Here is a 25,571-nt window from a genome sequence, read left to right as displayed (position 1 = left end):
TTGATAATGGTTCTACAGGCCGCAGATCGGCGGCCACCGCGCGAAACACAGACAAAGCACTCAATCCTTGGCCAACACGCCGTCGGTCACCGGGCCACGACATCCGGCAAACATGTCCAGATCCTGGTGATAGACCTTGCTGTTGACCTCCAGCAGCCCGAGCATCGAATGGAACAGGTTGTCCTGGCTCAGAGGCAATTCACGACTCTGTTGCAGGCATTGGGTATCCAACGCAAAGGACTTTTTATAGCTGTCGGAGAACCAGGCAAACATGGCTACATGCTTTTGCTGATCCGGAGCCAGCATGTAAGGCGTGCCGTGGAGGAACAAGTTGTACTCACCCAGGGACTCGCCGTGGTCCGACAGATACAGCATCGCGGTGTCCACTTTGTCCTGGTTGCTGCGCAGCAGATCGATCAAGGTCGACAGCACGTGGTCGGTATACACCAGGGTGTTGTCGTAGCCATTGACGATACTTTCGCGACTGCAATTGTTCAGGGCATTACTCTCGCAAACCGGGGTGAAGCGCTCGAACTCTTTCGGATAACGCTTGAAGTACTCCGGTCCGTGGCTGCCCATCTGGTGCAATACCAACACCGTGTCCTTGTCCAGGTTGTCGATGAAATGCTGCAGCCCCTGCAGGAGGATTTCGTCGCGGCACTCACTGTTGGCGCACAGCACCGGATCTTTCAGATTGCTCACGTCCTGAACGGTGACGCGATCGCAGGTACCCTTGCAGCCTGACTGGTTGTCACGCCAGATCACGTCGATACCCGCACGCTTGAGCACATCGAGCAGGCCTTCTTCGTTCTTTGCCTTGCTGGCGCTGTAGTCCTTGCGCCCCATGTTGGAGAACATGCAAGGCACCGAAACGGCGGTTTCAGTGCCGCAGGAATGCACATCGGTGAAGGCGATCAGGCCGTCTTCCTTGCTCAGTTTCGGCGTGGTGTCGCGGCTATAACCAAGGATGCCGAAGTTCTCCGCCCGGGCACTTTCACCCACGACCAGAACCGTAAGGGATTTGCGCCCGTGAGCCTGCCAGGCCGGATTGCGTCGGGCATCTTCACCAATCTTGACAAAGGGTTGCCGTGCTGTTGCCACTTTCTCACGCAAAAAACCAGCCGAGGCACCAATGTAGTTGCTTGGCACCACCATCAGGCGCAACTCATGGTGGTTGCGAAACAGTGACGACAGGCCTTGATAGTTAACCAGTGCAACACCACCAATGACTGCAGCCGAAGCAAAAGTCACCAGGACTTTGCTGAGCAGCTCACGGTGCCAACGACGATAATTAATCGGTGTCTTCCACAACAGCAAAGTCGGTAATACGCCAAGAACAACAATATAAACAAACAACTTTAGCGACAGTAAGTCGCGCACTTCCGTGGCATTGGTTTCAGCGAAATTGCGCAACATGCCAGTGTCGATCAGAACACCGTACTGGCTCATGAAATACGCCACACCCGCACTGATCATGAACAGAAGGGTCAGGACCGGCTTGAGCACCGGCCGGAAGGCCAGGAGGGTCAGCACAATGTTGAAGGCCGCCAAGATCATCACCCCGAAGGCCACGCGCATGACGATGCCTTTACCATCGGACGCGGTGATTTCGAACAGGTGTTGCCAGAGTACAAAGTTGAAGCCAACCAACAAAAACGCGCTGGCAATCAACGTCACCCACTCGGGGCGCACGGCTTTAATCTTAAACATGAGGTTTGGCAGGTCCTGATAAGAAGTGCCCTGGGTAAATGTGAAAATTTCATTTACCGGGACAGTTCTAATTTTAGGAAGCCAACCATCAATTTTTTGTGAAAAAGAAGCCAACGATTAGTTGGCTTCAAGACCTGCCTTAAACTTTAAGACTATTTGAGAATAGTTCAGCTTTGGTTCAGTTTCGGCTCAAGCCTGGTGCAGATACCAGCGCCAGTCCTGCTCACCGACCTCCCCCATGAATTGGCGATACTCGGCGCGTTTCACCGCCAGATAGACACCGAGGAACTGGCCGCCGAAGGCTTCCCTGGCCCAACTGGAACCTTCCAGCGAGCGCAATGTGGTCAGCCAGTCAGTCGGCAACAGTTTCGTAGCCTGGGCGTAGCCATTGCCCTCCACCGGCGCACCGGGATCGAGTTGTTCGCGGATACCGCGATGGATACCGGCCAGAATCGCCGCAGCCGCCAGGTACGGGTTGGCATCCGCGCCGCAGATACGATGCTCGATGTGCCTGGAATATGCCGGCCCGCCAGGTACGCGCAAACTCACGGTGCGATTGTCCACGCCCCAGGTGGCCGCCAGAGGTGCATAGCTGTTGGCCTGGAATCGACGGTAGGAGTTGGCGTTGGGGCAGAACAGCAACAGCGAATCGAGCAAGGTACTGAGCATGCCTGCGACCGCCTGCTTGAGCAGTGGCGTCCCGTCCGGAGCTTCGCTGGCGAACAGGTTGTTGCCGTCCTTGTCCGCCAGGCTCACGTGCATGTGCATCCCGGTACCGGCCAAGTCATCGAAAGGCTTGGCCATGAAGCAGGCTGTCATGCCGTGCTTGTGCGCCACGCCCTTGACCAGACGCTTGTAGCGCACCGCTTCATCCATCGCCTGTAGCGCGTCGGTGCGGTGTTCGAGGGTGATTTCCACCTGCCCCGGCGCGTATTCGGAAATGGCCGTGCGCGCCGGAATCCCCTGGAGCTTGCAGGCGCTATAGAGATCGGCCAGGAACGGTTCGATCTGTTCAAGCTCGCGCAAACCATAGACCTGAGTGCCGCGCGGGCGCCCGCCATCGACATCCCGTGCCGGTTGCGGCCGGCCATTGCTGTCGCGTTGCTGGTCCAGCAGGTAGAACTCCAGTTCCGCCGCCATGACCGGGTAATAGCCGTCTGCCTGCAAACCTTCGATGACTTTCGCCAGCAAGTGGCGGGGATCGGCAATGGTGGCGGGCATTCCCTCGGTCGGGTGCATGCTGACCTGCACGGCCGCGGTCGGTATCAGGCGCCACGGCATGCGCGTGAGGCTGCCGCTGACAGGGTAGGCGCGGCAGTCGATATCACCGACATCCCAGACCAGCCCGGAGTTCTCCACGTCATCGCCGTTGATGGTCAGGCCGAGGATGGTGCTCGGCAACGGCCGCCCGCTTTCATACACCGCCAGCAACTCGTCCCGGTGCAGCAGCTTGCCCCGCGGCACACCGTTGTTGTCGAGGATGAACAGCTCGAACATTTCGATGTCCGGGTTCTGCTCCAGAAAGGTCAGGGCTTCTTGCCGGGTGGCAAACGAGGTCGTGGCACAACTCATGGGAACTCACTTTTTTCCGTGTCAGACGGGTGCGCAAAAGCACCCGCACTTTAATTCCGCCATCAAGCGGAACATGTAGGAACAATCAGCGGAAAAAGCAGGAATCCGGCGGGCGCGCATGGCGGCAATGCCACAGCGCCCAGAAGGCCAGTTCAGAAGGAAGTGCAGAGAGATTTGGCGCGGTGGCGGGCGTGAAGCGACGACCAAGGCTCGACGCTCGAGCGTCGGTGGTTGCCTTGAAGTGGCTTGTGACTGGCCAACCGTCCATAGAGAGAACCGCAGAAAACAGATGACCCGCAGCGTCACACGCCGGCTTAAGTCGTTAAATCAGGATTTGAAGAACTTTGGATATTGCCTGGCTAAACATTCAACCACTCCCACAGGATCTAATTTCTAAATAGATCGCCAGACTTTCTGATTTGCGACCTCCAGGCCTCACGCGCCTAATCGCAACCCTACCGTTCCAGGCCTGATCATGGAAAACACCCGCGCTACCACCCGCCCCGCCCTCTGGTTGATGTTCAGCATCGTTCTCGTCGCCCTGAACCTGCGTCCATCCATGGCCGCAGTCGGGCCCCTGCTCTCGGCGATTCGCGAGGACATCGCGCTGAGTTTCAGCCTCGCTTCACTGCTGACCCTCTTGCCGGTGATGGCCATGGGACTGGCGATGTTTGTCGGCCTGCGCGTCAGCCAGCGACTCGGCGATCAACGCATGGTGGTGTTGTCGTTGCTGATCATCGGCATGGCCACGGTTTCGCGGTTGTTCCTTGATTCAGCCATGGAGTTGCTGCTCAGCGCAGTGCTGGCAGGTATCGGGATCGCCCTGATCCAGGCCCTGATGCCTGCGTTGATCAAATCCCGCTTCAGCGCCCACGTTGCCCTGTGCATGGGGCTCTACGTCACGTCGATCATGGGCGGTGCCGCCTTGGGTGCGTCCTTTGCGCCACTGGTGATGGAACGCACCGGCAGCTGGCGCATGGGCCTGGCGATCTGGGCGGTTCTCGCCGTGCTGGCACTGCTGTTCTGGGGTACCCAACGGGCGCAGATACCGACACTGGATGCAAAGGCCTCCAGTAACGGTTCGTTCTTCGCCAATTCCCGCGCGTGGTTACTCGCGATCTTCTTTGGCCTGGGCACTGCGTCCTACACCTGTGTGCTGGCCTGGCTGGCGCCGTACTACGTGGAAAAGGGCTGGAGCGAACAGCAGGCCGGGTTGCTGCTCGGGTTCCTGACCGCCATGGAAGTGCTGTCGGGCCTGCTGACACCCGTCATCGCCAATCGCAGCCGCGATCGCCGCGTCGTGCTGATGGTCTTGCTTGCACTGATCATCGTTGGTTTCTGCGGACTGATTCTGACCCCGCAGCACTTGAGCCTGATGTGGCCATGCCTGCTGGGACTGGGCATTGGCGGCCTGTTCCCGATGAGCCTGATCGTATCGCTGGATCATCTGGACAATCCCATGCGCGCCGGTGGCCTGACCGCATTCGTGCAAGGCATCGGCTACCTGATCGCCAGCCTGTCGCCGCTGCTGGCCGGGATAATCCGCGACCGGCTCGGCAGCTTTGAATGGGCCTGGTGGTCGCTGACAGCGGTCATGGCGCTGATGATGCTGATGGTTTTGCGCTTCAACCCAAGGCACTACAGCCGCCACATCCTTTGACCCGGAGCCAGCCATGAAAACCACCGGTTTCGCCGCCGCTCACACCAGCATGCTGCTGTGGGCCTTGTTGATCGCCGCATCGTTTTCCGCGGCGGCGCAAGTCAGCCAGGCCATCGACCCGATCCTGCTGACCGGTTTGCGCCTGCTGTTTTGCACCTTGGTGTTTCTGCCGCTGTTGTTGCTCAAAGGCGATGCCGACATGACCTTACGCGGGCTGCTGGGTCACGCGGCGCTCGGCCTGCTGCTTGCGCTGTACTTCGGCTCACTGTTCGAAGCATTGCGCTACACCTCGGCCGTCAACACCGGGACGATGTTCACCCTGGTGCCGTTGATGACCTGGGTTTCGAAGCCGTGCTGACACCTGACAGCCGTCTGCAACAACGGATTGTGCCGATGCTGCTCGCCGCTGCCGGGGCAGTGTTGCTGATCATGAAAGGCACCGGCCCCGGCGAATGGCCATCGCCGTACGCGCTGACGGTGTACGGCCTAGGTTGCCTGGCGATGGCACTCTATGCCCCTCTCAGCCAACGCCTGAAAGTCGATTGCCTCAAGGGGCGCGGGCCGGTGCCCATGACATTCTGGAACATGCTGTTCGGTGCGCTGTTTCTGCTGCTGTTCTGTGGTTTGAGTGGCGGTTGGCGCTCGGCATCATTGCTGACGCTCAACGACTTCTATTGGCTGATGTATCTGGCGGTGTTCGCCACCCTGGCGACGTTCTGGCTGCTGCACCGGGCCATCGGCGTGATCTCGCCGTCCTCGGTTATTTCCTACATCTACCTGAGCACGCTGTTCATCACCGTGTTTCACTGGGTTTGGGGGCGCCAGATGCCGCTGCCGCTGGAGTTGGCCGGCGCGGTACTGGTAGGTATCGGCATGTTCGCGTTGTTGCTGTCCAGCCGTCGCACCGAGTCGGTGGTGGTCCAGGGCTGAAAAGCTCCCGGGCGAAACTTCCTGCGGGACATTCTCCCTGCTCCCTCATTCCGCTAGGATCATTCGCTCACCCTTGCACACGGTCAGCGCAAGGGGCGCAACGAGATGCAATGGATGCTCAACAGCAATTCGCTCAGAAAGCTCGACATGCAGGACCTCATGGTGTTCGTCGCCCTGTTCGAGCAGAACAGTGTCACCGACGTCTCCGAGACGCTTTGCGTCAGCCAGTCCACGGTGAGTTACTGCCTGAAAAAGCTGCGCAACAGCTTCGAGGACGAACTGTTCATCAATACCCGCACCGGCGGCATGCAGCCCACCGGCAAGGCCGGCGCGATGTACCCTCACGCGCTGAAAATTCTCGAAAGCATCAATCTCTGTCACGCGGGGCCAGCCGCGTTCGACCCTGGCCTGCAGGCCGTGACTTTCAATATCTGTGCACCGGAATACTTCGAACAGTGGATCCTGCCACGCTTATTGAAAGCCTTCGCCCTCGCCGATCTTCCGGTGATGGTCAATGTGTTCAAACTCCAAGCCGAGATCCCTGCCGAAGCGTTGCGCGACGGCAGCCTCGACCTGGTGCTGTGCTTCGGTCCGAACTTTCATCGCCGTCACGCCGACTTCAAATCGCAGACGCTGCTCGAAGATGATCTGGTGTGTGTTTTCGACAAGTGCGCCACGCCGGCGGAACCGCGCTTGAGCCTGCAAACCTATGTCGAACGTCGACACGTGTTCCCGACACCCTGGACGTCCGCGACCAACATGGTCGACGGCTGGCTCGCGCAGCAGGCACAACAGCGCCAGATCGTCGCACGCGCCAACAGTTACAGTGCAGCGCTGAAGCTGATTACCGGCACCGACTATGCCCTGACCCTGCCCCGACGCATCCAGCGATTGCTGGCCAGTGCCGACACCTTCGATCACCGTGAAGCGCCAGAAGGCTTACCGGGTTTCACCCTCGACATGCAGTGGCATGAACGTGTTGACCGGGACAGCGCCAACACCTGGCTGCGAGCGCAAGTGATACAGGCCTGTGTCGAGCAGGAAATTGCCTGATGTTCAGTTGTTGATGGCGGTCTTGCTGTAGGAATCGCGATCGATGTCGAGAATTTCCACGCACAACTGGACCTCAACGCCGCTCGGCCACTCGCACAAGTCCTGCAACACCGCCAGCAGACTGTCGGAGAGTTGTTTCTTGATCTGTGCGGAACGACCACTCAACAGTGCCAGCTTCACGTGCACGAACGCCCGTTCAGCCAGCGCCGTGCCGACCTTGAACGTCTCGACCTTGACCGCGCGGCTCTTGATGTCGAATTCGGCAGCAAACTGACCGGAACCCACCAGCGTATTGTTCAACCGCATCAACGCCACATCGGCATTCAGGTCAGTCAGGTTGGCGGTGTATTCCATGTGCAGGTGGGGCATGAGTTGACTCCTTGGTGAATGGAAAGGACGTACGTATAACAGGGCGCCGCCCGATTCATTCGGGCAGCGGTAAAACGGCACGCTCACTCATGAACGCCTCCAGGCGCGAGCGCAACCAGCGTTCGGCAGGGTCGGTATCGACATGACTGAGCCAGACCATGGACAGATCCAGGGTCGGCGTCTTGAACGGAAAGGGTTCCTTGTACAGCATTCCCGATGCAGCCATCGCCTCGGCGGTGTAGTCCGGCAGGCTGGCAATCAGGTCCGTCCCGGCGAGCAGTGCCGGCAACGAACTGTATTGCGGCACCGAGAGCACCACCTGGCGCGTGCGGCCGATTTCCGCCAGCCACTCGTCGGCGTAGCCACTGACGTTGGCGGTATGGGACACCAGCACATGCGGCCGCGCGCAATATTCATCGAGGGTCAGCGGTGTGTCGCTGGCATCGGCGCGCAATATGCTGGGCTGGATGTGCCGTAGCAACTTGCGCTTGGCATTGGCCGGCAAACCGCGAGTCTGGCTGATACCCACCGTGATATCGCCGGACGCCAGCAAGTCGGGAATCCGCCAGTAATCGACATGCTGCACCACAAACACCACTGTTGGCGCTTCCTGGCGCAGCGCTCGCAGCAATGGCGGCAACAGGCCGAACTCGACATCGTCGGACAAGCCGATGCGGAACGTCATCGTGCTGCTGGCCGGGTCAAAATCATGGGTCAGGCTCAAGGCCACGGACAAGGAGTCCAGCGCCGGCGACAGGTGCCTGATGATCTCCTCTGCCCGCGCTGTCGGCTCCATGCGATGGCCTACACGTATGAACAGTGGATCATTGAACATCGCACGCAAGCGGTTGAGTGCAGAGCTGATGGTCGGCTGACCGAGAAACAGCTTCTCCGCCACCCGAGTGACATTGCGCTCGAGCATCAGTGTTTCGAACACCACCATCAGGTTGATATCCGCCTTGCGCAGTTCGTTGCGATTCATCCACTGTCCCCGATCCCCAAATCTGCTGACAGTTTAGGTAGCTGAGGCGAGTGCCGTCTATCCGACTCAGGTCCAACAGGACAAAACCCTGCACAACTCCACCCACAAGGACGTCTACGAACTGTTCAAGAGAAAACCGGGCCATACCCAGCCGTAAGGCGGGTTGAGAACGAGGCTGCTCTGAACGAGCAGCTTCACCCTCCTCAAACTAGATTTCCTTGATCGGGGTCTGCTCGCAGGTCCCCTTGATCAAGTTGATTGCATGCATGCAATCGCCCTTGTTGACGTAAGACTCCCCGCTGGCAATCGTTTCATGATTCCCCGCCTTCAACCGCCACCGCCACTGGCCCTTGCCAGTCAGAAGGGTGCCGCGGATTTGCCTGTAAATCTCAAAATACATTGCTCGCTCCTTGCGATTGCTGGTGACTGCAGGTCAGTAACCTGCGCAAGCAGAGTAGAGGAGGCGTTTCCAGGGCGGCTATTTTCAATGTCAGGGGATATTTCGCACCTGACACCCTGAGTGACAGGGCTTCCAGTGGATTCGGGGACGGGCCACCGGCAGCGAAAACCACTGAAAAAATCTTCAGAAACGAAAAAGCCCCGTAACTTTTCAGCTACGGGGCTTTTTCCATGTAATGGCGGAGAGATAGGGATTCGAACCCCTTCCGCCTACACCGCAGGCCGCTTAAGGCCTTTCAAAATAAGGCTACGCGACAACCATGCTGGTCTGAAGCGGCGTCAAACGGTCTACGTTTTGCCCTAAATTTGCCCTAACCAATCCTTTCAGCTGCGGTGGCCGGGCCACTACCCCTCTGAGTTTTTCAATCCACGTCTAGATCCAATCAGACGAACATGGGATAACTCCCAAAACCGGCCCTACGCGAGGAAGGAACCAAATGCAACTACAAAACCCAGAAAAGCTGCAAAGCCTGATTTCAGAATACGGAAAAATGAAGGCTTTTGATGGGTACTCTGCCCAAACAAGAGGGCAGGCGCTGAATGAACTCATAGCAAAAATGTTCACCTGCTGGGGACTTGAAGCCGAGTCAAACATTCGCCATAAAAATGGAAAAGGTGAAACCGACACAATCACCACCATCAATTCAAAACACTACATAATAGAAGTTAAATGGGAACAAAAGAAAACGGACACTGGCGATATCGCAAAGCTTCAAAAACGTGTGAGGCAACGCATCGAAGGAACAACCGGAATATTTATTTCAATTGCCGGCTACTCACCAGAATCCATAGCCGACTTAACTGACGGCGAAAGACTCAGCATTATCTGCCTCGATGAAACTCATCTCGAAGCGATGCTAAGTGGATTCGTACCACCAGAAGAAATGATAACCAAACTTCTCAAAAAAGCATCTCTTGAAGGCATCGCGTATTCAGCCATTGAAGATCTATACCGAAACAAAAACCCGACCACTAATGAAATCGAATTTACAACACCCCCAGAGCTAATACCAGTCACTGCGGCAGCACCTACTAACTTCGGCCTAGAGACCGTCCTATCAAACATTCCATTCGGACAGTATGGCTTAGCAATTCCGAACGAGAATGAATTAATAATAACCACCATGGATGGAATCCATCTTGTAGATCACAAGAAAAAAAGCTTCCATAGTTTATTAAACTTCCCATTCTGCCAAGGAAGCACGTTACTTGACAACGAAGGAAACATATTTATTCGTCGCTATGCAGGAGTAGGAAAGCTATCAGATGGGAAATTGACCTTTGTTGGCGGAGGTCTGCTACACGGCGCTAACCTTATGCTTCATCCTGATAATACTGTGCGTCTGTTTTCATATACATCTGAAAACGACAGAATAGCCAAAGCGATAATTTCCACTTTAGGTGTCGAGTTAGGATTCCAAAAAAACAGCTACATCGATATAAAACCTTATGATTTTAGTGCGGGATGCTACGCATCCGATGGCGAATTAGTTATTTTTGGAAACGGCGGCACACTCATGTTTTCGGGAGACACTCGAGAAGTCATCCGTGATTACCAATCCAACTCAATTATCAATCCTCACGGAATCACCAGACTCGGAAATGATATTTTTGTTTGCGGAAATAACACGACAATATTTAAATTTAATACAAAAACAAAGGAGCAGACTCCAATTTTAGATCTAAGGATTAATGGTAGCTGCCACGCACTTTGTCACAGCTCGAATGATGACTTCTACTATTGGGGACACTACCAAATCGCCTCCCAGGATATGAAAGGTTGCGTTCTCAGATGGAGGCTACCTGGAACCGAAGGCTCATCTACAAGCGAATCCCCATAATTCAGTACTTTCATTGGCGAAGCTAGGTGCGTTTCGGATGAAAAGCACCTAGATATTTCGAGACCTCGGATCAATTCATTCCGGAGAATTAGCTCTGTACTGAAGGTTTTCGAAGTTGTCTGAGCTCAGAAAAGTCCACCAAGCTCCAATGGCATCCAGTTCATAATAATCAACTCTCCACTCACCTCGGCCGTTCTATGGCGCTGGTTGGTGTTGCAGTAGCGTATGTCCAGCGTCTCGAAATGAAAACCTTCAAATACCCTTCGAATGTCAGGGTGATCGTTGATGCTGATCATGACTTTACCCTTGCAGCGCCGCATAAAGTCGGCCATCCGCTCATAGTTCTCAAACGGAAAGGCCACCCCATATCCGGCGGTTTGCCAGTAAGGCGGGTCCATGTAGTGGAAGGTATGCGCACGGTCGTATCGTTCGGCACATTCCAGCCAGGGGAGGTTTTCAACATAAGTACCGGCCAGGCGCTGCCAGGCGGCCGAGAGATTTTCTTCGATCCGCAACAGGTTGATTGCCGGACCGGTAGTGGCCGTGCCAAAAGTCTGACCAGTCACTTTGCCAGCGAAGGCATGGTGCTGCAGGTAGAAAAATCGGGCAGCGCGCTGGATGTCGGTGAGCGTTTCAGGACGGGTCATCTTCTGCCACTCGAACACCTGGCGCGAACTGAGCGCCCATTTGAATTGGCGCACGAACTCCTCGAGGTGGTTCTGCACGACGCGATAGAGCGTCACCAGGTCGCCGTTGATGTCATTGAGGACTTCCACGGGCGCAGCCTGGGGTCGCATGAAGTACAGCGCGGCGCCGCCAGCAAAGACTTCGACGTAGCATTCGTGGGGCGGGAAAAGTGGAATGAGACGGTCGGCCAGGCGGCGTTTTCCGCCCATCCAAGGAATGATGGGTGTGGACATAGATAGCAAGACCTTTACTGTATGGATAAACAGGTGCTAGGCTCGCCGCGCTTTGTGCACGGAGCAAGAGCCTTGGCTGGACTTGCAGGGACAATCTGCAGGGACGGCGGCCAGGCTGGGTGTTGACGCACCCAGCTCGGTCGCTCTTTTTTCTTTCGTGTTGAGGTTACGAAACCGGAATGACCCAACAGTTCGTCACCTTGATCTCGCCTAATCGTCACACCTAAACTACTGTATATAAAACCAGCATGCGTAAGGTGTGACCGTGGACCCGTACGAAACCGAAGACACCTCAGACTGGCTCGGCTGCCCGACTCCGCTCGAAACCTGCCAGCATCAACTCCGGATGTATGAGAACGAATTTGAGGAACTGACTCTGCAGCTGCGCCAAGCCCGGGAGAAAATCTTCAAGCTGGTTGAGATGCACGCCGAAGCTGCCAATGAACGCGATTCGCTTCGCTCTCAACTGGCCACCGCCAAAACTGAAACGGCGGATGCGAACAGGCTCGCGACTGAGATCGAGACGCGGAGTAGCTGGCAGCTGATGGCGAGCAACAAACACATCACTGAACTGACCACCCAGATACGAATTCTCAAAGGTGAAAATCCGTACGCCGATCCATTCCCCCATCAGCGTGACAACTCACGCACGTAGGCTTGGCATGCGGCCAGCGCGATCAGTCCTTGGTCGCCGGCGTCGGTGATGGCGACAATTCGTTGAGCATGCGCTGGGTCAAGTCGGGCGCGTGTTCCTCCATGAACCATGCCGCCGGCGCCGGTACCGGCTGGCACTGAACAGCCACTGACTGAATCCGTGGCGTCGAGAAGGACTGACAGCCGCAGATCAGCAGTGGCAAGGCGATCACGCAGGCGAGCCTGGTCTTTCTGTGCATTGGTCAAAGCCTCATGGTGGGATTGGTCGCTGGCCGACAGGCGCTGCTCGAGTGCGAGGTGCTTGGCCTGATCGGTGCGGATTTGGGCAGCGGCGGCATTGCTGAGGGCGTTCAGGTCGGACTGGTGCAGCAATGCTTGAGCAGCGAGCTGGCCACCGTAGCGCCAGTCCTGCACCTTCCATACGCCGCCGGCAGTGATCAGCAGCAGAACCAGCACACCCACCAGCGCCAACTTCACCGTGCCCGGGTTCATGGCACATCCTTGAAGAACAGGTGGTGACCGAGCGCCAGCGTCTGCTTGGCACCTTTCACCCAGGCCGGCGGCTTGGGCATGGTGGTCGCGTAGTAGTGCGTGGCACCGCCGGTGGGATCCGACACCTTTCCATTGAGCACCTGGTCAGCGGCAATCCGCGCCTGCGCGAGTTCACGAAATGGAATCTTCTTGGCGCCACTCAGGTAGGCGAAGTTCGGGTCGCTCCTGTTCCAGCAGCTGAACTGGTAGGGCTTCTGGCACACGCCGGCATAGCCCTCCCCCCACCACGACTTGGTCTTGCCGTCGTTCACGCGATTACAGATGGTCCAGGCCACGGCGATCTGGCCGGCCAGTGATTCGCCGCGGGCCTCGCCCCACAACGTGCGAGCGAGGATGTCGCGGTCATTCTCGGATACGGGCATCACTTTTCTCCGGGCAAAAAAAATCCCGCACTTGGCGGGCCTTGGTGTGCGCAAGGCGCACTCAGGCTTCGTTGGACTCAGACGCTTCGGCACTCACCGGCAACGGGTACCGGGCTTTGATGGCGGCCACCGAGGCGAGCCACGCGGTGTAGTCAGGCTCCAGGCCTTGGGAGAGCGCGTCATAGTCCGCCTCCAGCCGCAACGGGTCGGACTCAGCAAGGTAGGCGGTCCGACGCGCATTGAGCGCAGCGTCAAGCTCCGCATTCTTGCGCTCTTCCTGCTGCTGCTCGGCGGTGATCATTTGGCTGAAGTCGATTTTCATTCTGGAAGCCTCACTTCACCATCGGGTGGATTAACAATGTCGCTGGGGAAGCGGACCGCGATACTGGAATCCGCGTCGCAAGGAATCCCTAGGGCGATAATGAGGTCACCATTGCGCCGGGTCACATCACCCACCACATGCTGACAGTGAACCGCCGACCAGGGCAGAACCGCACCCTCCGGCAGCTGCCGAAAATCGTACGACTCGTCATTGATGATCAGCACATCGCCGGATTTCTGAACTGAAAGCGGCGCACGGCCGCCCTGTGGTGAAAGCTTGATGATCATCAGAACCACCTTCCTATTGCTAAATACCGGCCACCGGAGATTGTTTGAGCGGTCGCACCATTGCGGTAAACCGCCTTGGCAGACCAGTTGGCCCTTGAGTTATCTGTGGTGTAGCCATACACATCAAGACTTGATTGAGGGGTGCCAAAGGCCTGAAAGGTGTAGGTGGTATCGGCAAACAGCACCGGGAACACGCCCAGCGGCGACACCGTCGCGACGGCACCAGCGGCCACTGCGAAGTCCGCAATCGGCCCCGTACAAATCAGCCGGCCGTCTGCAAATTTCGTGGCCTCACCGTTCGCGTTCACCACCTTTTCAAAAATGGCACCGGAAGGTACGCCGCCGCCTTGCGAGACGGTTCCGAGAATAGCCGCGACTGCAGCTGCGCCCAGGCCCAAGCCAGCACGGGCCAAGGCCGCAGTAGTGCCACCGGTCCCGCCTTTGGCAACGGGCACCACGTTTTCGGTAGAAACCGCGCCGAGCCCGGCCAACGTCGCACCCCATTGGTCGACCAATTGCCGTAGACGGTCGGCGGACTCTTTCACGTACCCCTGCACCGGGACCACGGCATACACCCCGCCAGCGGCGGTAGCACCTTGATATGCGGGGAGAATCGAAAGCACCGTAGTGCTGGCAATGTTCGAGACTTCGTACCAACGCCCATCCGGGCCTTGAAAACCGTCGCCCACGCGCGCGTTGGCGGCAAAGGCCGTACCGGTGCCGGTCACGGTGGTGCTGCCGCTTGTGACAGCGACTGTTCCTGATCTGTACCAGGGCATGGTTGTTCCTTATCCGAAGGGAAATGGGAGGTTTGCAGTTCTGATGATCAGTGCCGTTGGGAGCAGGGTTGGAATGTTCTGCCACTGATAACCGTTCACGGCTAAGATCTGGGTGTCGTAAGTTGACGCGGCAGAATTCGCCATCATGAAGGTTATAAAGCCCGTTCCCCCATATACGCCCTCAACACACCCCGAGTTTGATGCCTGGGCAATAGGACTCAGGTCAGTGCCGATAGTAAGACCACACCCGCGAGACCAGGGTAGGTGGGCCGCGTACTCGACGCCCGCAGTTAAGTTGTAGGTGAAAGTGCATTGCGCACGGGGGTAGATGATCCGACCAGATGCACTAGTCCCACTCGTCTGCAGCATCTGGTTAGTACCCCCAGTGTAGGGGAGGCCGGATGGCGGGGGTGGAGACTGTGTCCCAATGATGTTTAAGGCGGGCTGGAGTGAGTTGAACGTGCAGTTACCCGAAGTATCAAACGTCTTCAGGTACGGAGACCCGGCGATGTTGTCCGCCATCAGGTCAAAGCAGTAGTACCTAGTCGAGGGGCTCGCATTGACATAGTAGAATGTAATGTTTGTCCCCGACTGCGTGGTTCCATTCAGACAGCCAGGCCCGACCAGGAACACGATGGGGGACTTGAAGTTGGCCAGTGTGAACCCGTGCATGATATCGAGCGAGTTGTCATTCGCAACAATCTCGTTTGGTGCCGTCCAACTTGCACCATCGTTCTTATCTAGCCCAGGCGACTTGAGCCCCCTACGTCCCCAATTGCTGATGTAGGCAAGGTTCCCGCTTTTCACCAACCCATATGTAATCTTGCTGGTATCGAAGAGCAGGCTACCGTCCAACTTCTTAACGATCAGGCCTGTCATCAGAAGTACCCGTAGTAGATTCTAGCGTTGGCTGCGAAGAAGCCCCAACCGTTTGTGGGAAAGGAGTAGACCCAGGTCAACGACGTGCCCGATAGAGTCACGCCGGGTATCTTCCCGTAGAGGCCTACGCTCACAATGGGCACGACGATGAAGTATGCGGTCTTTCCAGCAGGGGGCGCCGGTATGGTTGTCCCACCATTTACAGCGCCCGTTGTAACCGACCCCATTGTCTGGCTGATGTTCATGGTCATATCGACCATTACCCGATCCAGTGCGTCCTTGAGTACAAGTCCAGTCATTGGCCCCTCCTCAGAGACTCATGTCGATCCCCAGCACTCCGTTGGGATGGTAAAACTTGATGGAGGTGTTGGAGAGCTGCATCCGTGCCCCGCCCGCCGTACCGTTCAGTTCCCACGGGCCGGTCTTCGGAAAGATCCACCCCTGAGTGGCTGCGATGTAGTCGGTCGACTGGAGCGAGCCCCCGATCTTGGCGTTGGTGATGGTGCCGTCCTGGATGAACGCCGAGTTCATGAACACCTGGCCACCCGTAACAGCAAACGGAGAGGACAGCGTCCCGCTGATGCCGTTAACCACGGCAAACAGATCGGCGCTCACCAGGAACTTGCTTTGCAACCCTGCCGGGCCGTTCTCAATGCCCAGGCCGATGCCAGCCGCCACGTACTGACCCTGGCTGTTCAGCTGCATTTTTACCGACCACATCGTGCTGGCCTTGCCGTCGAGGGCTACCACCGCCTGACTGACCGTCTGCACGGTTGCGTTCGTGCTACCGATAGACACTTCCAGCTGTTCCGAGCGCCGCGCCTGGGCTGTATCACCGTCCGCCCTGACGCGGGTTTCCTCGGCAAACTTCGCCGTAGATCCCCACGCCTGCAACGCTCCAGCCAGATCGCCCTCCGCGCCATCATCCCGCCCGGCCGTGTAAACGGCCTCGACGGTTGTCCGCATCGAAGCCACCGCCGCGTCGGTATCCACCTGTGCGTCCTGCACGTCCTGGATCTTCGCCGTGTTGCCATCGACCTCCAATTCAATCGTGCCGATCCTCCTCCCTATCGCGTCATCAGCACTAACGCGGGCCTCGGACTCAAAACCGATGTCTGCGGTATTGCTGCCAACCTTTGCACTCAACAAATCCAGGCGGCTCGCTGATGCAGTGCGGTCGGTGGCCAGCACCGTCTCCAGAGTACGGATTCCGGCTTGGTTGCCTGCGACCTGCGCATCGAGTGTGGTCAGGCGGATGGCCGTTGCTTCTCTTTCCGTAGCGGTGGTTCGCACTTCCACCGCGAACCTCGCGGCGCTATCCCACCCACTAAGCGCCCCGGCCAAGTCCCCTTCCCCATCCTCATCCCGGTACGACGCCTGCAGTGATTGCAGGGAAGACGATGTTGCCGTGACCTTGCCGTCCACCGTGCTGATGTCGCTCGTGTTTTTATCGATCTGCACAGTTTGGGCGTTGACCGTCGTCACGATGCCGCCGATGTCGAGCCAGTAGGTCGAATTAGGCGGCGCATTGGCCCCGCCGGCGTTGGCAGGCACGGCCTTGATGGCGGTGTACAGGCGCTGGCCGCCGCGCACGTTGTCGTCTTTCAGGTAGCTTTTCGTCGGGACGTATTCCAGTGCATCAGTGATGTCATCGATCTGGCCCTGAAGCTCATCCTTGGCCGCATCAATTCGACCATTGACAGACTCGGGTCCGTCGCCAGAGATCTTGTCGATCTCATCGAGCAGATGCTGGCCAAGTTCGGACTCGGTGATCTGGCCGGAAATCATGTCCAGGATCGGGCCGGCTTCAGAGCTGGCCTGCCCCATCACGCCGGCTACCACCGGATAGAACGGGCCGATGTTGCCGGTCCGGTCTACCAGGCGCGCCCAGAAGAAGAATCTCGCGCCGGCCAGCAGGCTTTGCATCCGGTAGTCGGCCTGCGGATAGGCCAAGTCTGCCAGCTTGGTCGCGGCGCCGAGACTATTGGTTGGGCCATACCAGATCTCGGTGCGCTGGGTGTCCCCGGCACCGGCTGGGAACCCCCATTTGATGCCGATCCCGAACAACTCGCTGGTGACGGTCAGGAACGACACTGCCGGCGGTGATCCGGTTTTCCCCAGCAGGTTGGTGAGAACCGAGGTTGTCGGAATAGAAGCCACATTCAACGCACTAATTGCGCGAACCCTGGCCAAGTACTGGCCGGAGTAAATACCCCGCACATCCACCGCTAGCTCACCGGTGCGAGGAATTTTGACCCACTCGCGGGCACCCCAGCGCCATTCGACGTCATACCCAACAGCGCCTGGTGCAGAATCCCAGGCAATGGTCATGTTCGTGACGGCAATGCCCTGTTCAACAACGACATGCTGGCTGAGCAACACGCGGGCCGGTGCAGCCTGCGTGCCGACCGGAATACCGGTAATTGGCCGCGTATCAACGACCGCGCCGAAATCGATCGCATCGAACTTACTCGGCTCATGCTGAATCATCTCGAATTGAAACTGATGCCACTCAGGACGCGTCACGTTGCGGACATAGAACTGCATCAGCTTCAGGTCGTCGTAATCGATGGCCCACCCACATTCGACCTGCGGTACCTCGCTGTAATCCGCCATAACGGTCAGCGCCCGGCCGACTGCCGACTTCACCACGCGGGCTTCTGACTTGCCGCTGGGCAGGTTGACGAAGAGCCTCGCACCGGCTGGTACCGGAGTATCGCGATCCAAGGTTATAACTCGACCGGCAACCGCTGAAATTCGCCCACCATTCGCACGGCCAGCCAGCGCCGGGTCGGCGATGGCAATCACCTGGCCCGGTTTGGGGATTTGCCCATCAAGCCCCACGCGCATGGTGGCACCACGTGTTTGCAACTGCTCGGTCAACAGCGCCCATTGCCCAGCGCGCTGCCCTTGGCCCAGCGACGTGCAGCCGATGGCGTCGACGGCGAGCTCGCGCACCATGCCCAGTTCGGCCATTGCGTCGTCATCGAACACTGGTTCCTTGTCAGTCTCGAAACCTTGATTCGGGTTATCCCACGCAACCATCGCCAGGGTGTGCCGGTCGCGCGCCCGGGTGCCCTCATACTTGATCTCACCGTTATTGAGGATCTGTGACGGGCTGTAGGTGTAGACCGGGTCGCCGGGCATATCGGCGTTGACGACAATCTGGCTGCCGTCCCAATAAGCCATGCCATGGAAAATCGAAGCCAGATCCTGCAATACCGCATAGGCTTCGGCTTGTTTCTGAAAGTACAGGTTGCAGGTAAAGCGAGGCTCTTGGCCGCCTTTGCCATCCGGCACCATCTGATCGCAGTACTGACCGATGCGGTATAGCGACCATCGATCAACCATGGTTGCGTCAATGCGCTCACCGAGGCCGTAGTACGGATGCAGCACCAGGTCGTAAAACACCCAGGCCGGGTTGTTGGTGTAGGCCTCCTTGAAGGTTCCGTCCCAAACGCCTCCGCTTGTACCAGTACCACTGGTGCGGTAAGTCCTGGTCGCAGCGTCGTAGTTGGCTGGCACCCGCACGATGCGCCCGCGCATCAGTGCCGCGACCTTGGCGATGTCTCCACCGAACTGCTGGGCGTCGTACTCAAGGCAGCCCACTGCGGTCAATGGGTATTCCTGATCGCTGTCGACCACCTCAGCGATCGCCTCAACCAGCATCCCGTCTTGAATCAGCGAGCTGTTTGCCTCAGGTGTCAGGCGCCGAACACGGATTGTCCAGCGACTGCCGGCGGGGAGATCGACCCGGTGAGAACGTTCGTACTTCGTGACGTTCTTGCGGTCGACAAAAGAACTGAGGACTTGCACGTACGGTCCGGCGTCGGTCGAAATCTCAATGGAATACTCGATCCGGACGCCGTTGATATTGCCGCTGGCATCCTGGCTTTGCAGCTGCGGCCACGCGAAGCGGATGCGGACGGCATCTATCAGGGAATTGTTGATTGAGTGCAACCACGGCGTGGTGCTGACCAACGGCTGATTCACGGAGATTTCATTGCTCGCTTCCGAAATCCCTTCGAGGCGCGACTGGTTCAGTTCTCCGGAGCGGAACTGCCATTTCACACCAGGGAAATTGAGCGTTCCGTCCTCAGCCTGCACCGGCGTACCGTCAAGCTTCAACGAACGAAGACCGTTCACCAGCCCAACAATTGGTCCCCAGCTCCAGAGGTAAACAATCCGCGCCGTTGCGATAGACGGAACGCTGTTGGATGCAATGCTCGGCTGCTTTTGCTTGGCCTGGCCGCCCTTGCTGCCGGTGACAGCGCGGCGTTTTCTAAGTGCAGTTCGCGATGCCTTCGGTGCTGCGCTCATTCGCCTCTCCAGAATGCAAAAACCCGCCGAAGCGGGTAGTTAAATATTGTCTTGGGTGTAGATTCCGCCGGACTCAATCGCCCCGCCGATCTCCCGCTCGCCATAAAGCAGCGGGTACGGATTGCCCTGGGCAATGGTCGTGACTGCTCCGCCGAAGCCGTAGCTGGGGTTGTTGCCGTCTTCGTTCTTGTCGTTGGTGTTGGACTTCGTGGTGGGTGACAGCATTTGCACTACGCCGCCCAGCCCCATAGCGGCACCACCGGCGAGCAAGGCAATGCCCAACCCTGTGCTCGTGCCACCGCTGAACAATCCCCCCACGATCAGCGCCACACCGAGCAGCGTTTGAAACATGCCCGCCTGCTTGCTGCCCTGAATGATCGGCATGATGCGGATATCCCCACCGCTGGAGTCCTTCAGGTCGAGCTCAGCTTCGGCGATGTTTCGATCATCGACGAACACAGCGAAGACAAGGCCCCGCTCCTCCGCTTGGCGCAGAAACTGCTCGAAGCCTGGTTTCATGTTGCACAGCGCGCTCATCGCATCGCGCACGCCGTGGATATCCAGCACATACTGGCGGCCGAAACGCTTACCCAGCACACCACCTAATTTGATGGTTCGCTTCATGGTCGGTAGTCCTTGTGCCGCAGAATCAACTTCACCCGATTGGCCTGCGACCAGCCGTAGACTTCACGGCTGGCCAGACGCCCGGGCATGTGGTGGTAAATGAATGGGCCGGCGCCGCCCAGGGTGGCCGCGGGCTCACTGACCAAAGCGGGCTCATCGCCCAAGTAGATCGCCGCATGGTTGGGATGAAAACAGTTTCTGCCCGGGGTCGGGATCTGCAATACCAGCATGTCGCCGCGTCGCGCCTCGCTTACCTGGTAAAAGCCGGTGGCTTTAAAGTTGTCTTCGTACAGGCTCGGCCCTGACTCATCCTCCCACCACAGATCCTGTCGCTCGAAGTTCGGCAGTTGCAGCCCCGCCTCCCGTGCGTACCAGTCCCGACATGCCGCCCAGCAATCCAGTAGGCCATGGGAGAAGTCTCGCCCCAACAGCGGCGCCTGGAAGCCCGAAGGCTTGAACCATTCAAACTCACCACCGGGCCAGCCGACGATGCCCCAGGGTAGTTCGTGCAGCTCGCAACTGACGCGGTCGGCCATGCTCGGCGCCGGCGCCTTGTCCGGGTGGCTGTGAATGATTGCCAGCACTTCACCGCGATCCTCGGCGGCGGCCTGGTCACGCTCGCAGATCTGGAAGTTTTCCCGGTCAGTTTTCGCCAAGTTGGCACACGGCACATATTCACGGCCGCCGGCGGATTTGATCAGCAGCCCGCAGGCCTCAGCCGGATAGGCCTGTGCCGCGTGAGCGCGAATCGCGTCCTGCAATTGTTTGTTGATACGCATGGATTACCTCGAGCTTGCGATCAGGCTCGCGCCCATTGATCCGCCGAACCGGCGAGTGTTGCCGCGCAGCTTGCAGCTGCTCCACCAGCCGCCGCAGCGATCGAACGCAGGGTTGTCGGTGGGCTGATTCTTTTTGTCGAACATCGCGGTGCCGGTGTACGCGCAGGCCTCTCCCCGGTACCCGCCACGACAAGCCCAGCGGCAGAGCTTGGTGATCTGTTGTGACGGCAGCTGCTGGCCCTCCATGTCGGTAGGGCTCGATAGCGAAAACACCACGGCGGCGCGGCTTTCTTCTGTCTTCTGCTCGATGTACCAGAGATTGATCTTGCTCTGGTCACTGGCAGTAGGGTTTCCCCCAGGGAAGTTCGCCGCGTCCAGAAAGTGCCGAAACGTTTCGATGACCCGTACCTTGGCCCCGGCCAAATCACGGAACTGCAAACACAGCGCGGTGATAGCGCCGCGAACGCCGCCCAACTCGTTGGCCACCTGCAACGTCGGCGATGCTGGACGGCCATCACCCCGAATATCGAAACCTTTTGCCGTGATCTGGAGTGGTGAATACACCTGCCCCTGCCAGATGATGTCGCCCTCTTGGGCGTGTCCATGAAAGCGCCAGAGGTTTGCCCCCAGGCGAGTGGCATCGAGCTCGAAGAGCCGAATCTGGTTGCCCGGCTCGAGCTTCTGGATGTCAGTGCTGTAGTTCATGAGCCTCCAGAAATAGAAAGCCCCGCACTTGGCGGGGCTCGATTGAGTGATGGATCAGGGGGTGTAGACCTGCCTGAAGACGAAGGTCAGCGTATAGAGCGTGCCGCCTTGTGGACGTGGCTTGTAACCGGTACAGCGGTACCTGCCTTGCACGCCACCCGGCGGTGTCCAGAGGAAGGATTTGTAACCCTCGTGACGATCAAGGAACGCCCACACCAGGGGCAACTCATCGCCCGCCTCCAATGAGCCGGTGTGCGTGAGGTTCCAGACCTGGCGCTTGGTGTTGATGCCAATCCCTCCAGCCTGGACGTAGCCATCACCGAATTCGTTCTCCCAGGTTGATTGCGACACATCCCCATCAGCACCCAGCTGAACGTCGTAAATGAATACTTCGGCCATCAGCTACGCCTCCAAAGTCTTCCGCCTTGGCGCATTTCCCGATCGAGAAACTGACCGAACCGCGATTCAAGACCGGCACTGATTGATTCGCCCTGCATTTGCGCTTGTTGCTCGCTCATGCCTGGCTGTGCCTGCACGGTCACCGGAGCGTTGAAAATGATGGGGGCCGGCCCGCTGGATGAAGAATCACCACCGCCGCTGCCTGACGGCCTGATCAGCGCAGCCTTGCCGTTGGCCATTGCCTCCAGGGTTCCAACGCCAATCCGCGCCGTAGCCTCCGAGTTGAACACGTACTCGCCACGGTGAACCGGCCCGGCAACTTCGTCACGTCGCCCATTGCCGGTGTAGCCACCCTCCATAAAGCCAACGCCAGACATCGCCGTCATGCCAACCGCCGAAGCAAGTGGGCCCGTGACGCTCAACGCCGTAGCCATCGCGGCAGGCGCAGCCGCTGGACCAATGATCGGAATCGCTGCAGTGGCGGCATAGGCGTTCAGCCCCGCTTGCAAAGACATCGCCGCCGCATTGGCGCCGAGCGTCCCCGCCGCTGTTGCCTGGGTGGACTTCCCGACCAACAACTGCACGCCCTGATAGATCAGCCACTGCGCAGCCATGTCGCCCAGCGCCTTCAACATCGACTTGGCAAAGTTACCGACCATGTCGCCCAGGGCATCGTCTGCTTCTTCCGCACCGCTGGCCACGTCCGAGAAGAACGTGCCCAAGTCGCCCGTAGCGGTATCCAGTGCACCCGACGTGAAGTCGGCGGCGATCTGCGAATAGTCCCGAGCAGCATCGGCATAGTTGGCCCACGCATCATTGACGCCGTTCATCCAGTTCGATTGGTACTCGTCGACCTGCTGGTAAAACATCTCTTGAGCGATTAGACGCTCAGCCAGTGCCTCCTTGAGCACTGTTGTCTCACTGGCGTAGAGCTCCGGCGTGATCTGATCGGTATTGCGCTGCTCGTTTAGGCTGGCCAGGTCTGCCGCGTACTTCTGCCGAAGGGCCAGGTCTGCACGCATGCGGTCACGGGCTTTGTCGCCCAACCCGATGCCGGCCAGTTCTTGGTCGAACCCGTCTTTGGTGGTTTGCGTCCCTGTGGCCTGGGCATTTTTGAAAGCCGTCAGTTTCAGATCGTCTTCATTGGCCTTTTTGATTTTGTTCAGCGCGTCCAGCTCGGCGGCCATGCCCATGAGCTTTTGCTTTTGCGCTTCGTTCAGCTTGCCGAGCTTGCCTTCCTGCAGCTCGAAGGACAGCTTCATTACCTCAGTGGCATCTTTTTGTTTGTCGCCGCTGGTGTTGATCAGATCGATCTGGCGCCTGAAGTTCTCCTCTGTCGACTCGAAAGCTTTCAGTTGCTGCTTGGCAGCCGACTCCGATTCGCTGGCATTCTTTTTCGAAGCCTTGGCGGCTGCATCATCAGCAGCCTTTTGTGCATCCTTGGCGGCTGCCGCCGAACGGATGGCAACGATCATGCCCTCCGTGAGGTCGGTATTTTCGGCGATGAACCTGTTTGCTGCTTCGAGGGCTGTTTTGTCCTGGGCGGCACCCAGCTGCTTTTGCAGTTGCTCGAGGTACTTCTGACCAACCTGATCCGCAGCAGCGATTGCGGCGTTGTTCTTTCCACGAGCCGTGGTGTTGGCTTCCGTCTCGCCAGTTAGCTCTGCCAGCGTCTGCCGCTGCTTATCGAGGGTTACTGTGAGATCGGAAACCTTGATTTGCCCGGTCTCAATCGACTGGGCCATTTCCTCTGTGACACCAGGAATCAGTCTGACCTGGTCCGCCACGACCTTCCAATCTACCACCTGCCCTTTTGCAGAGTCGGCAACCGCCTTGTTGACGAGGTCCATCGCCGATTGGAACTCGGCTGGTAGCGGGGCCATACCGCCCATAAAACCAGAAGCACCGGCAAGACCGGCGTTGGTTAAGCTTGACTGAAACTCAAAAGCGATCGAGCCGGCGGCGGTGGCGAGGTCCTTTTCTGTATCCGCGATTGAGGCGCGCAACTCGCGCAAAGTAACGGACTGTGTGGCGCGGTTGAGCTTGTTGAAGCGCTCTGTCAGTTTGTCGAGCGGATCACTCAAATCACCCAGCTTCTGCTCGAGCACACTCGTATTGTCGCGCAGAGTGAGAAACGCAGTCGCGGCGCCAATTGCCAACAGCGCGATGCCCGTTGGCCCACCCAACAACCCAAGAACTGTCCTCGTGGGACCGACAACAGCCGATTGAGCAACCGCCACTGCGTTGGTTGCTCGCGCTTCGGCCATCCTCGCTTCTGCAAGCTGGATGGACATTTGAGTCTGTACAGCCGTTCCTTTCGCAGCTATCGATTCTTTCTCGGCTAAAAAAACGGCGGTTTGAGCTTTTCTCTGATCGGCTTGAGCGGCGAGCAAAGCAGACGCAGCTTGTGCGCGACGCGCCAGAGAATCCTCAATCGCAGCTTTGGTAGAAAGAACTGATGCGGCAGTTGCAACTGCTAACCCGCGCGCATAAACGGCCAAAGCTCCGGCAGCGGCGACACCCGCAATTTCTGCAAGAGTTTCGAAGTTATCTGCAATACCACTGATAACTCCGGCAAGAGCGCCAGTGCCATCTGTACTTTCGTTGAGCCGGCCAATGTACACAGAGAAAGCGTTTGACAGGTTTTGAACGGCATCGCGGACGGCCACACTCATGCTGTCCGCCAAGACTCCATTGGCCTCAGCAGACTTTTGCAGACCTTCCGTCAGGACGTCCAAGCTGAGCTTGCCCTGGGCTCCAAGACTACGAATCTCTTCAGCCGTCCTGCCGGTTGATTTGGCGATGGTGTCGACCACCGTCGGCATAGCCGCGAGAATCGACTGCCAGCCGTCAGCCTCGACCTTTCCGGTTTGTAGCGCTTTCGAATAGGCGTCGATGGCGGCACTGGCCTTGTCGGCCGAGGCCGAGTTGGTCACCAGCAGGAAGCTGAAGCTGTCCATCACATCCAGCGCCTGGCCGGTGTCGTAACCCATCGACTTCAAGCTGTCAGCTGTCCGAATGTAAAGCTCTTGCGCTTCACTCAACGGGCGATAAGTACGCTTCGCAGTCTCCAGCAGACGCTGCTGCACCTGGTCAAATTCACCCACGCTACTGGTGGCCATGCCGATTCGATCAGACATTTGACCGTAGGAGTCTGCCGTCTCGATGATCTTGCTGATAGACGCGGCACCAATGGCCGTAGCAAGGGCACTCTTGATCAGCCCGGCGGCACCTTCAGCGCTCTCCCCAGCACGATCAAAAGCCTCATCGACACGTCCCAGGCTCTTATCGATCTTGCCAGACGCCTGGGCGACACTGGCGTCCGCCCGGGCCATTTCCTGCCGCAGCTGGGCAGTGGTCGCCTCGATGCGAACCAGCATTCCCTGAACGTCTGTATCTGCCATGCATTTCTC

General features: G+C 58.1%; 23 protein-coding genes and 1 pseudogene. 5 read left to right on the top strand and 19 right to left on the bottom strand.

Going from position 1 to position 25,571, the window contains the following annotated elements; all coding sequences use genetic code 11:
- Nucleotides 1-60: 60 nt before the first annotated feature.
- A complete protein-coding gene (locus tag AB4O16_RS23820; protein WP_160389154.1) occupies nt 61-1,710 on the bottom strand; it encodes a phosphoethanolamine transferase in 1,650 nt (549 codons plus the stop codon).
- A gap of 189 nt (nt 1,711-1,899) precedes the next feature.
- Nucleotides 1,900-3,282: a glutamine synthetase family protein gene (locus tag AB4O16_RS23815; protein WP_160389153.1), complete on the bottom strand. Its 1,383-nt coding sequence runs from the start codon at nt 3,280-3,282 to the stop codon at nt 1,900-1,902.
- A gap of 475 nt (nt 3,283-3,757) precedes the next feature.
- On the opposite strand from AB4O16_RS23815, the gene AB4O16_RS23810 reads away from it, so the two are divergent.
- The 3 genes and pseudogenes from AB4O16_RS23810 to AB4O16_RS23800 all read left to right on the top strand — a co-directional run bounded on the left by AB4O16_RS23810 (nt 3,758) and on the right by AB4O16_RS23800 (nt 6,925).
- Nucleotides 3,758-4,942: a cyanate transporter gene (locus AB4O16_RS23810; protein ID WP_460155977.1), complete on the top strand. Its 1,185-nt coding sequence runs from the start codon at nt 3,758-3,760 to the stop codon at nt 4,940-4,942.
- A gap of 13 nt (nt 4,943-4,955) precedes the next feature.
- Nucleotides 4,956-5,872, top strand: a pseudogene (locus AB4O16_RS23805) (DMT family transporter).
- 114 nt (nt 5,873-5,986) lie between these two features.
- Nucleotides 5,987-6,925 (top strand): LysR family transcriptional regulator, encoded by a 939-nt coding sequence (locus AB4O16_RS23800; protein ID WP_460155976.1) that lies wholly within the window; start codon nt 5,987-5,989, stop codon nt 6,923-6,925.
- 3 nt (nt 6,926-6,928) lie between these two features.
- Here AB4O16_RS23800 and AB4O16_RS23795 read toward each other — a convergent pair whose 3' ends face one another.
- The 3 genes from AB4O16_RS23795 to AB4O16_RS23785 all read right to left on the bottom strand — a co-directional run bounded on the left by AB4O16_RS23795 (nt 6,929) and on the right by AB4O16_RS23785 (nt 8,676).
- Complete coding sequence (locus AB4O16_RS23795; RefSeq protein ID WP_160389149.1) at nt 6,929-7,294, bottom strand: 5-carboxymethyl-2-hydroxymuconate Delta-isomerase; 366 nt, start codon at nt 7,292-7,294, stop codon at nt 6,929-6,931.
- 55 nt (nt 7,295-7,349) lie between these two features.
- Nucleotides 7,350-8,276 carry a LysR substrate-binding domain-containing protein gene (locus AB4O16_RS23790; protein WP_160389148.1) on the bottom strand — a complete coding sequence of 309 codons (927 nt, stop codon included), beginning with the start codon at nt 8,274-8,276 and terminating at the stop codon, nt 7,350-7,352.
- Between the two features lie 208 nt (nt 8,277-8,484).
- Entirely contained in the window at nt 8,485-8,676 is a 192-nt protein-coding gene (locus AB4O16_RS23785) for a YegP family protein (RefSeq protein ID WP_150717798.1), read from the bottom strand.
- 496 nt (nt 8,677-9,172) lie between these two features.
- On the opposite strand from AB4O16_RS23785, the gene AB4O16_RS23780 reads away from it, so the two are divergent.
- Nucleotides 9,173-10,576, top strand: coding sequence for a restriction endonuclease (locus AB4O16_RS23780; protein WP_460155975.1), 1,404 nt, complete (start codon nt 9,173-9,175; stop codon nt 10,574-10,576).
- Between the two features lie 125 nt (nt 10,577-10,701).
- Here the strand turns inward: AB4O16_RS23780 and AB4O16_RS23775 are convergent, their stop codons facing one another.
- Nucleotides 10,702-11,496: a DNA adenine methylase gene (locus tag AB4O16_RS23775; protein WP_460155974.1), complete on the bottom strand. Its 795-nt coding sequence runs from the start codon at nt 11,494-11,496 to the stop codon at nt 10,702-10,704.
- A gap of 265 nt (nt 11,497-11,761) precedes the next feature.
- On the opposite strand from AB4O16_RS23775, the gene AB4O16_RS23770 reads away from it, so the two are divergent.
- A complete protein-coding gene (locus AB4O16_RS23770) occupies nt 11,762-12,151 on the top strand; it encodes a hypothetical protein (protein WP_460155973.1) in 390 nt (129 codons plus the stop codon).
- Here AB4O16_RS23770 and AB4O16_RS23765 read toward each other — a convergent pair.
- The 13 genes from AB4O16_RS23765 to AB4O16_RS23705 all read right to left on the bottom strand — a co-directional run bounded on the left by AB4O16_RS23765 (nt 12,127) and on the right by AB4O16_RS23705 (nt 25,562).
- Nucleotides 12,127-12,642 carry a lysis protein gene (locus AB4O16_RS23765; protein WP_460155972.1) on the bottom strand — a complete coding sequence of 172 codons (516 nt, stop codon included), beginning with the start codon at nt 12,640-12,642 and terminating at the stop codon, nt 12,127-12,129. The two genes, AB4O16_RS23770 and AB4O16_RS23765, sit on opposite strands and share 25 nt — an antisense overlap.
- Entirely contained in the window at nt 12,639-13,064 is a 426-nt protein-coding gene (locus tag AB4O16_RS23760) for a cell wall hydrolase (protein ID WP_460155971.1), read from the bottom strand. Before AB4O16_RS23760 ends, AB4O16_RS23765 begins: the two co-directional genes overlap by 4 nt.
- 61 nt (nt 13,065-13,125) lie before the next feature.
- The gene (locus AB4O16_RS23755) at nt 13,126-13,386 is read right to left on the bottom strand and encodes a hypothetical protein (protein WP_460155970.1); all 261 of its coding nucleotides are present in this window, start codon (nt 13,384-13,386) and stop codon (nt 13,126-13,128) included.
- Nucleotides 13,383-13,673, bottom strand: coding sequence for a hypothetical protein (locus AB4O16_RS23750; RefSeq protein WP_460155969.1), 291 nt, complete (start codon nt 13,671-13,673; stop codon nt 13,383-13,385). Before AB4O16_RS23750 ends, AB4O16_RS23755 begins: the two co-directional genes overlap by 4 nt.
- Complete coding sequence (locus tag AB4O16_RS23745; protein WP_460155968.1) at nt 13,673-14,452, bottom strand: phage tail protein; 780 nt, start codon at nt 14,450-14,452, stop codon at nt 13,673-13,675. The genes AB4O16_RS23750 and AB4O16_RS23745 overlap by 1 nt, the downstream gene beginning before the upstream one ends.
- Nucleotides 14,453-14,461: 9 nt before the next feature.
- The gene (locus AB4O16_RS23740) at nt 14,462-15,331 is read right to left on the bottom strand and encodes a hypothetical protein (RefSeq protein WP_460155967.1); all 870 of its coding nucleotides are present in this window, start codon (nt 15,329-15,331) and stop codon (nt 14,462-14,464) included.
- Nucleotides 15,331-15,630, bottom strand: a complete 300-nt coding sequence (locus AB4O16_RS23735) for a hypothetical protein (RefSeq protein WP_460155966.1) — start codon at nt 15,628-15,630, stop codon at nt 15,331-15,333. Before AB4O16_RS23735 ends, AB4O16_RS23740 begins: the two co-directional genes overlap by 1 nt.
- A 10-nt stretch (nt 15,631-15,640) precedes the next feature.
- Entirely contained in the window at nt 15,641-19,651 is a 4,011-nt protein-coding gene (locus tag AB4O16_RS23730; protein WP_460155965.1) for a TipJ family phage tail tip protein, read from the bottom strand.
- Between the two features lie 39 nt (nt 19,652-19,690).
- Entirely contained in the window at nt 19,691-20,275 is a 585-nt protein-coding gene (locus tag AB4O16_RS23725; RefSeq protein WP_460155964.1) for a tail assembly protein, read from the bottom strand.
- Nucleotides 20,272-21,054 (bottom strand): C40 family peptidase, encoded by a 783-nt coding sequence (locus tag AB4O16_RS23720; protein WP_460155963.1) that lies wholly within the window; start codon nt 21,052-21,054, stop codon nt 20,272-20,274. The genes AB4O16_RS23725 and AB4O16_RS23720 overlap by 4 nt, the downstream gene beginning before the upstream one ends.
- A gap of 3 nt (nt 21,055-21,057) precedes the next feature.
- Complete coding sequence (locus AB4O16_RS23715) at nt 21,058-21,759, bottom strand: phage minor tail protein L (RefSeq protein ID WP_460155962.1); 702 nt, start codon at nt 21,757-21,759, stop codon at nt 21,058-21,060.
- Nucleotides 21,760-21,813: 54 nt separating this feature from the next.
- A complete protein-coding gene (locus AB4O16_RS23710; protein ID WP_460155961.1) occupies nt 21,814-22,158 on the bottom strand; it encodes a phage tail protein in 345 nt (114 codons plus the stop codon).
- A complete protein-coding gene (locus tag AB4O16_RS23705) occupies nt 22,158-25,562 on the bottom strand; it encodes a tape measure protein (RefSeq protein ID WP_460155960.1) in 3,405 nt (1,134 codons plus the stop codon). The genes AB4O16_RS23710 and AB4O16_RS23705 overlap by 1 nt, the downstream gene beginning before the upstream one ends.
- Nucleotides 25,563-25,571 lie beyond the last annotated feature (9 nt).

The sequence above is a fragment of the Pseudomonas sp. S2_H10 genome, assembly GCF_054668285.1.
Note: the sequence above shows the minus strand (reverse complement) of the source record. Positions and strands in the feature narration are given on the sequence as shown.

Coding starts and splice junctions, on each gene's coding strand:
- AB4O16_RS23820 (WP_160389154.1), bottom strand. CDS start 1,710: ATGTTTAAGATTAAAGCCGTGCGCCCCGAGTGGGTGACGTTGATTGCC.
- AB4O16_RS23815 (WP_160389153.1), bottom strand. CDS start 3,282: ATGAGTTGTGCCACGACCTCGTTTGCCACCCGGCAAGAAGCCCTGACC.
- AB4O16_RS23810 (WP_460155977.1), top strand. CDS start 3,758: ATGGAAAACACCCGCGCTACCACCCGCCCCGCCCTCTGGTTGATGTTC.
- AB4O16_RS23800 (WP_460155976.1), top strand. CDS start 5,987: ATGCTCAACAGCAATTCGCTCAGAAAGCTCGACATGCAGGACCTCATG.
- AB4O16_RS23795 (WP_160389149.1), bottom strand. CDS start 7,294: ATGCCCCACCTGCACATGGAATACACCGCCAACCTGACTGACCTGAAT.
- AB4O16_RS23790 (WP_160389148.1), bottom strand. CDS start 8,276: ATGAATCGCAACGAACTGCGCAAGGCGGATATCAACCTGATGGTGGTG.
- AB4O16_RS23785 (WP_150717798.1), bottom strand. CDS start 8,676: ATGTATTTTGAGATTTACAGGCAAATCCGCGGCACCCTTCTGACTGGC.
- AB4O16_RS23780 (WP_460155975.1), top strand. CDS start 9,173: ATGCAACTACAAAACCCAGAAAAGCTGCAAAGCCTGATTTCAGAATAC.
- AB4O16_RS23775 (WP_460155974.1), bottom strand. CDS start 11,496: ATGTCCACACCCATCATTCCTTGGATGGGCGGAAAACGCCGCCTGGCC.
- AB4O16_RS23765 (WP_460155972.1), bottom strand. CDS start 12,642: ATGAACCCGGGCACGGTGAAGTTGGCGCTGGTGGGTGTGCTGGTTCTG.
- AB4O16_RS23760 (WP_460155971.1), bottom strand. CDS start 13,064: ATGCCCGTATCCGAGAATGACCGCGACATCCTCGCTCGCACGTTGTGG.
- AB4O16_RS23755 (WP_460155970.1), bottom strand. CDS start 13,386: ATGAAAATCGACTTCAGCCAAATGATCACCGCCGAGCAGCAGCAGGAA.
- AB4O16_RS23750 (WP_460155969.1), bottom strand. CDS start 13,673: ATGATCATCAAGCTTTCACCACAGGGCGGCCGTGCGCCGCTTTCAGTT.
- AB4O16_RS23745 (WP_460155968.1), bottom strand. CDS start 14,452: ATGCCCTGGTACAGATCAGGAACAGTCGCTGTCACAAGCGGCAGCACC.
- AB4O16_RS23740 (WP_460155967.1), bottom strand. CDS start 15,331: ATGACAGGCCTGATCGTTAAGAAGTTGGACGGTAGCCTGCTCTTCGAT.
- AB4O16_RS23735 (WP_460155966.1), bottom strand. CDS start 15,630: ATGACTGGACTTGTACTCAAGGACGCACTGGATCGGGTAATGGTCGAT.
- AB4O16_RS23730 (WP_460155965.1), bottom strand. CDS start 19,651: ATGAGCGCAGCACCGAAGGCATCGCGAACTGCACTTAGAAAACGCCGC.
- AB4O16_RS23725 (WP_460155964.1), bottom strand. CDS start 20,275: ATGAAGCGAACCATCAAATTAGGTGGTGTGCTGGGTAAGCGTTTCGGC.
- AB4O16_RS23720 (WP_460155963.1), bottom strand. CDS start 21,054: ATGCGTATCAACAAACAATTGCAGGACGCGATTCGCGCTCACGCGGCA.
- AB4O16_RS23715 (WP_460155962.1), bottom strand. CDS start 21,759: ATGAACTACAGCACTGACATCCAGAAGCTCGAGCCGGGCAACCAGATT.
- AB4O16_RS23710 (WP_460155961.1), bottom strand. CDS start 22,158: ATGGCCGAAGTATTCATTTACGACGTTCAGCTGGGTGCTGATGGGGAT.
- AB4O16_RS23705 (WP_460155960.1), bottom strand. CDS start 25,562: ATGGCAGATACAGACGTTCAGGGAATGCTGGTTCGCATCGAGGCGACC.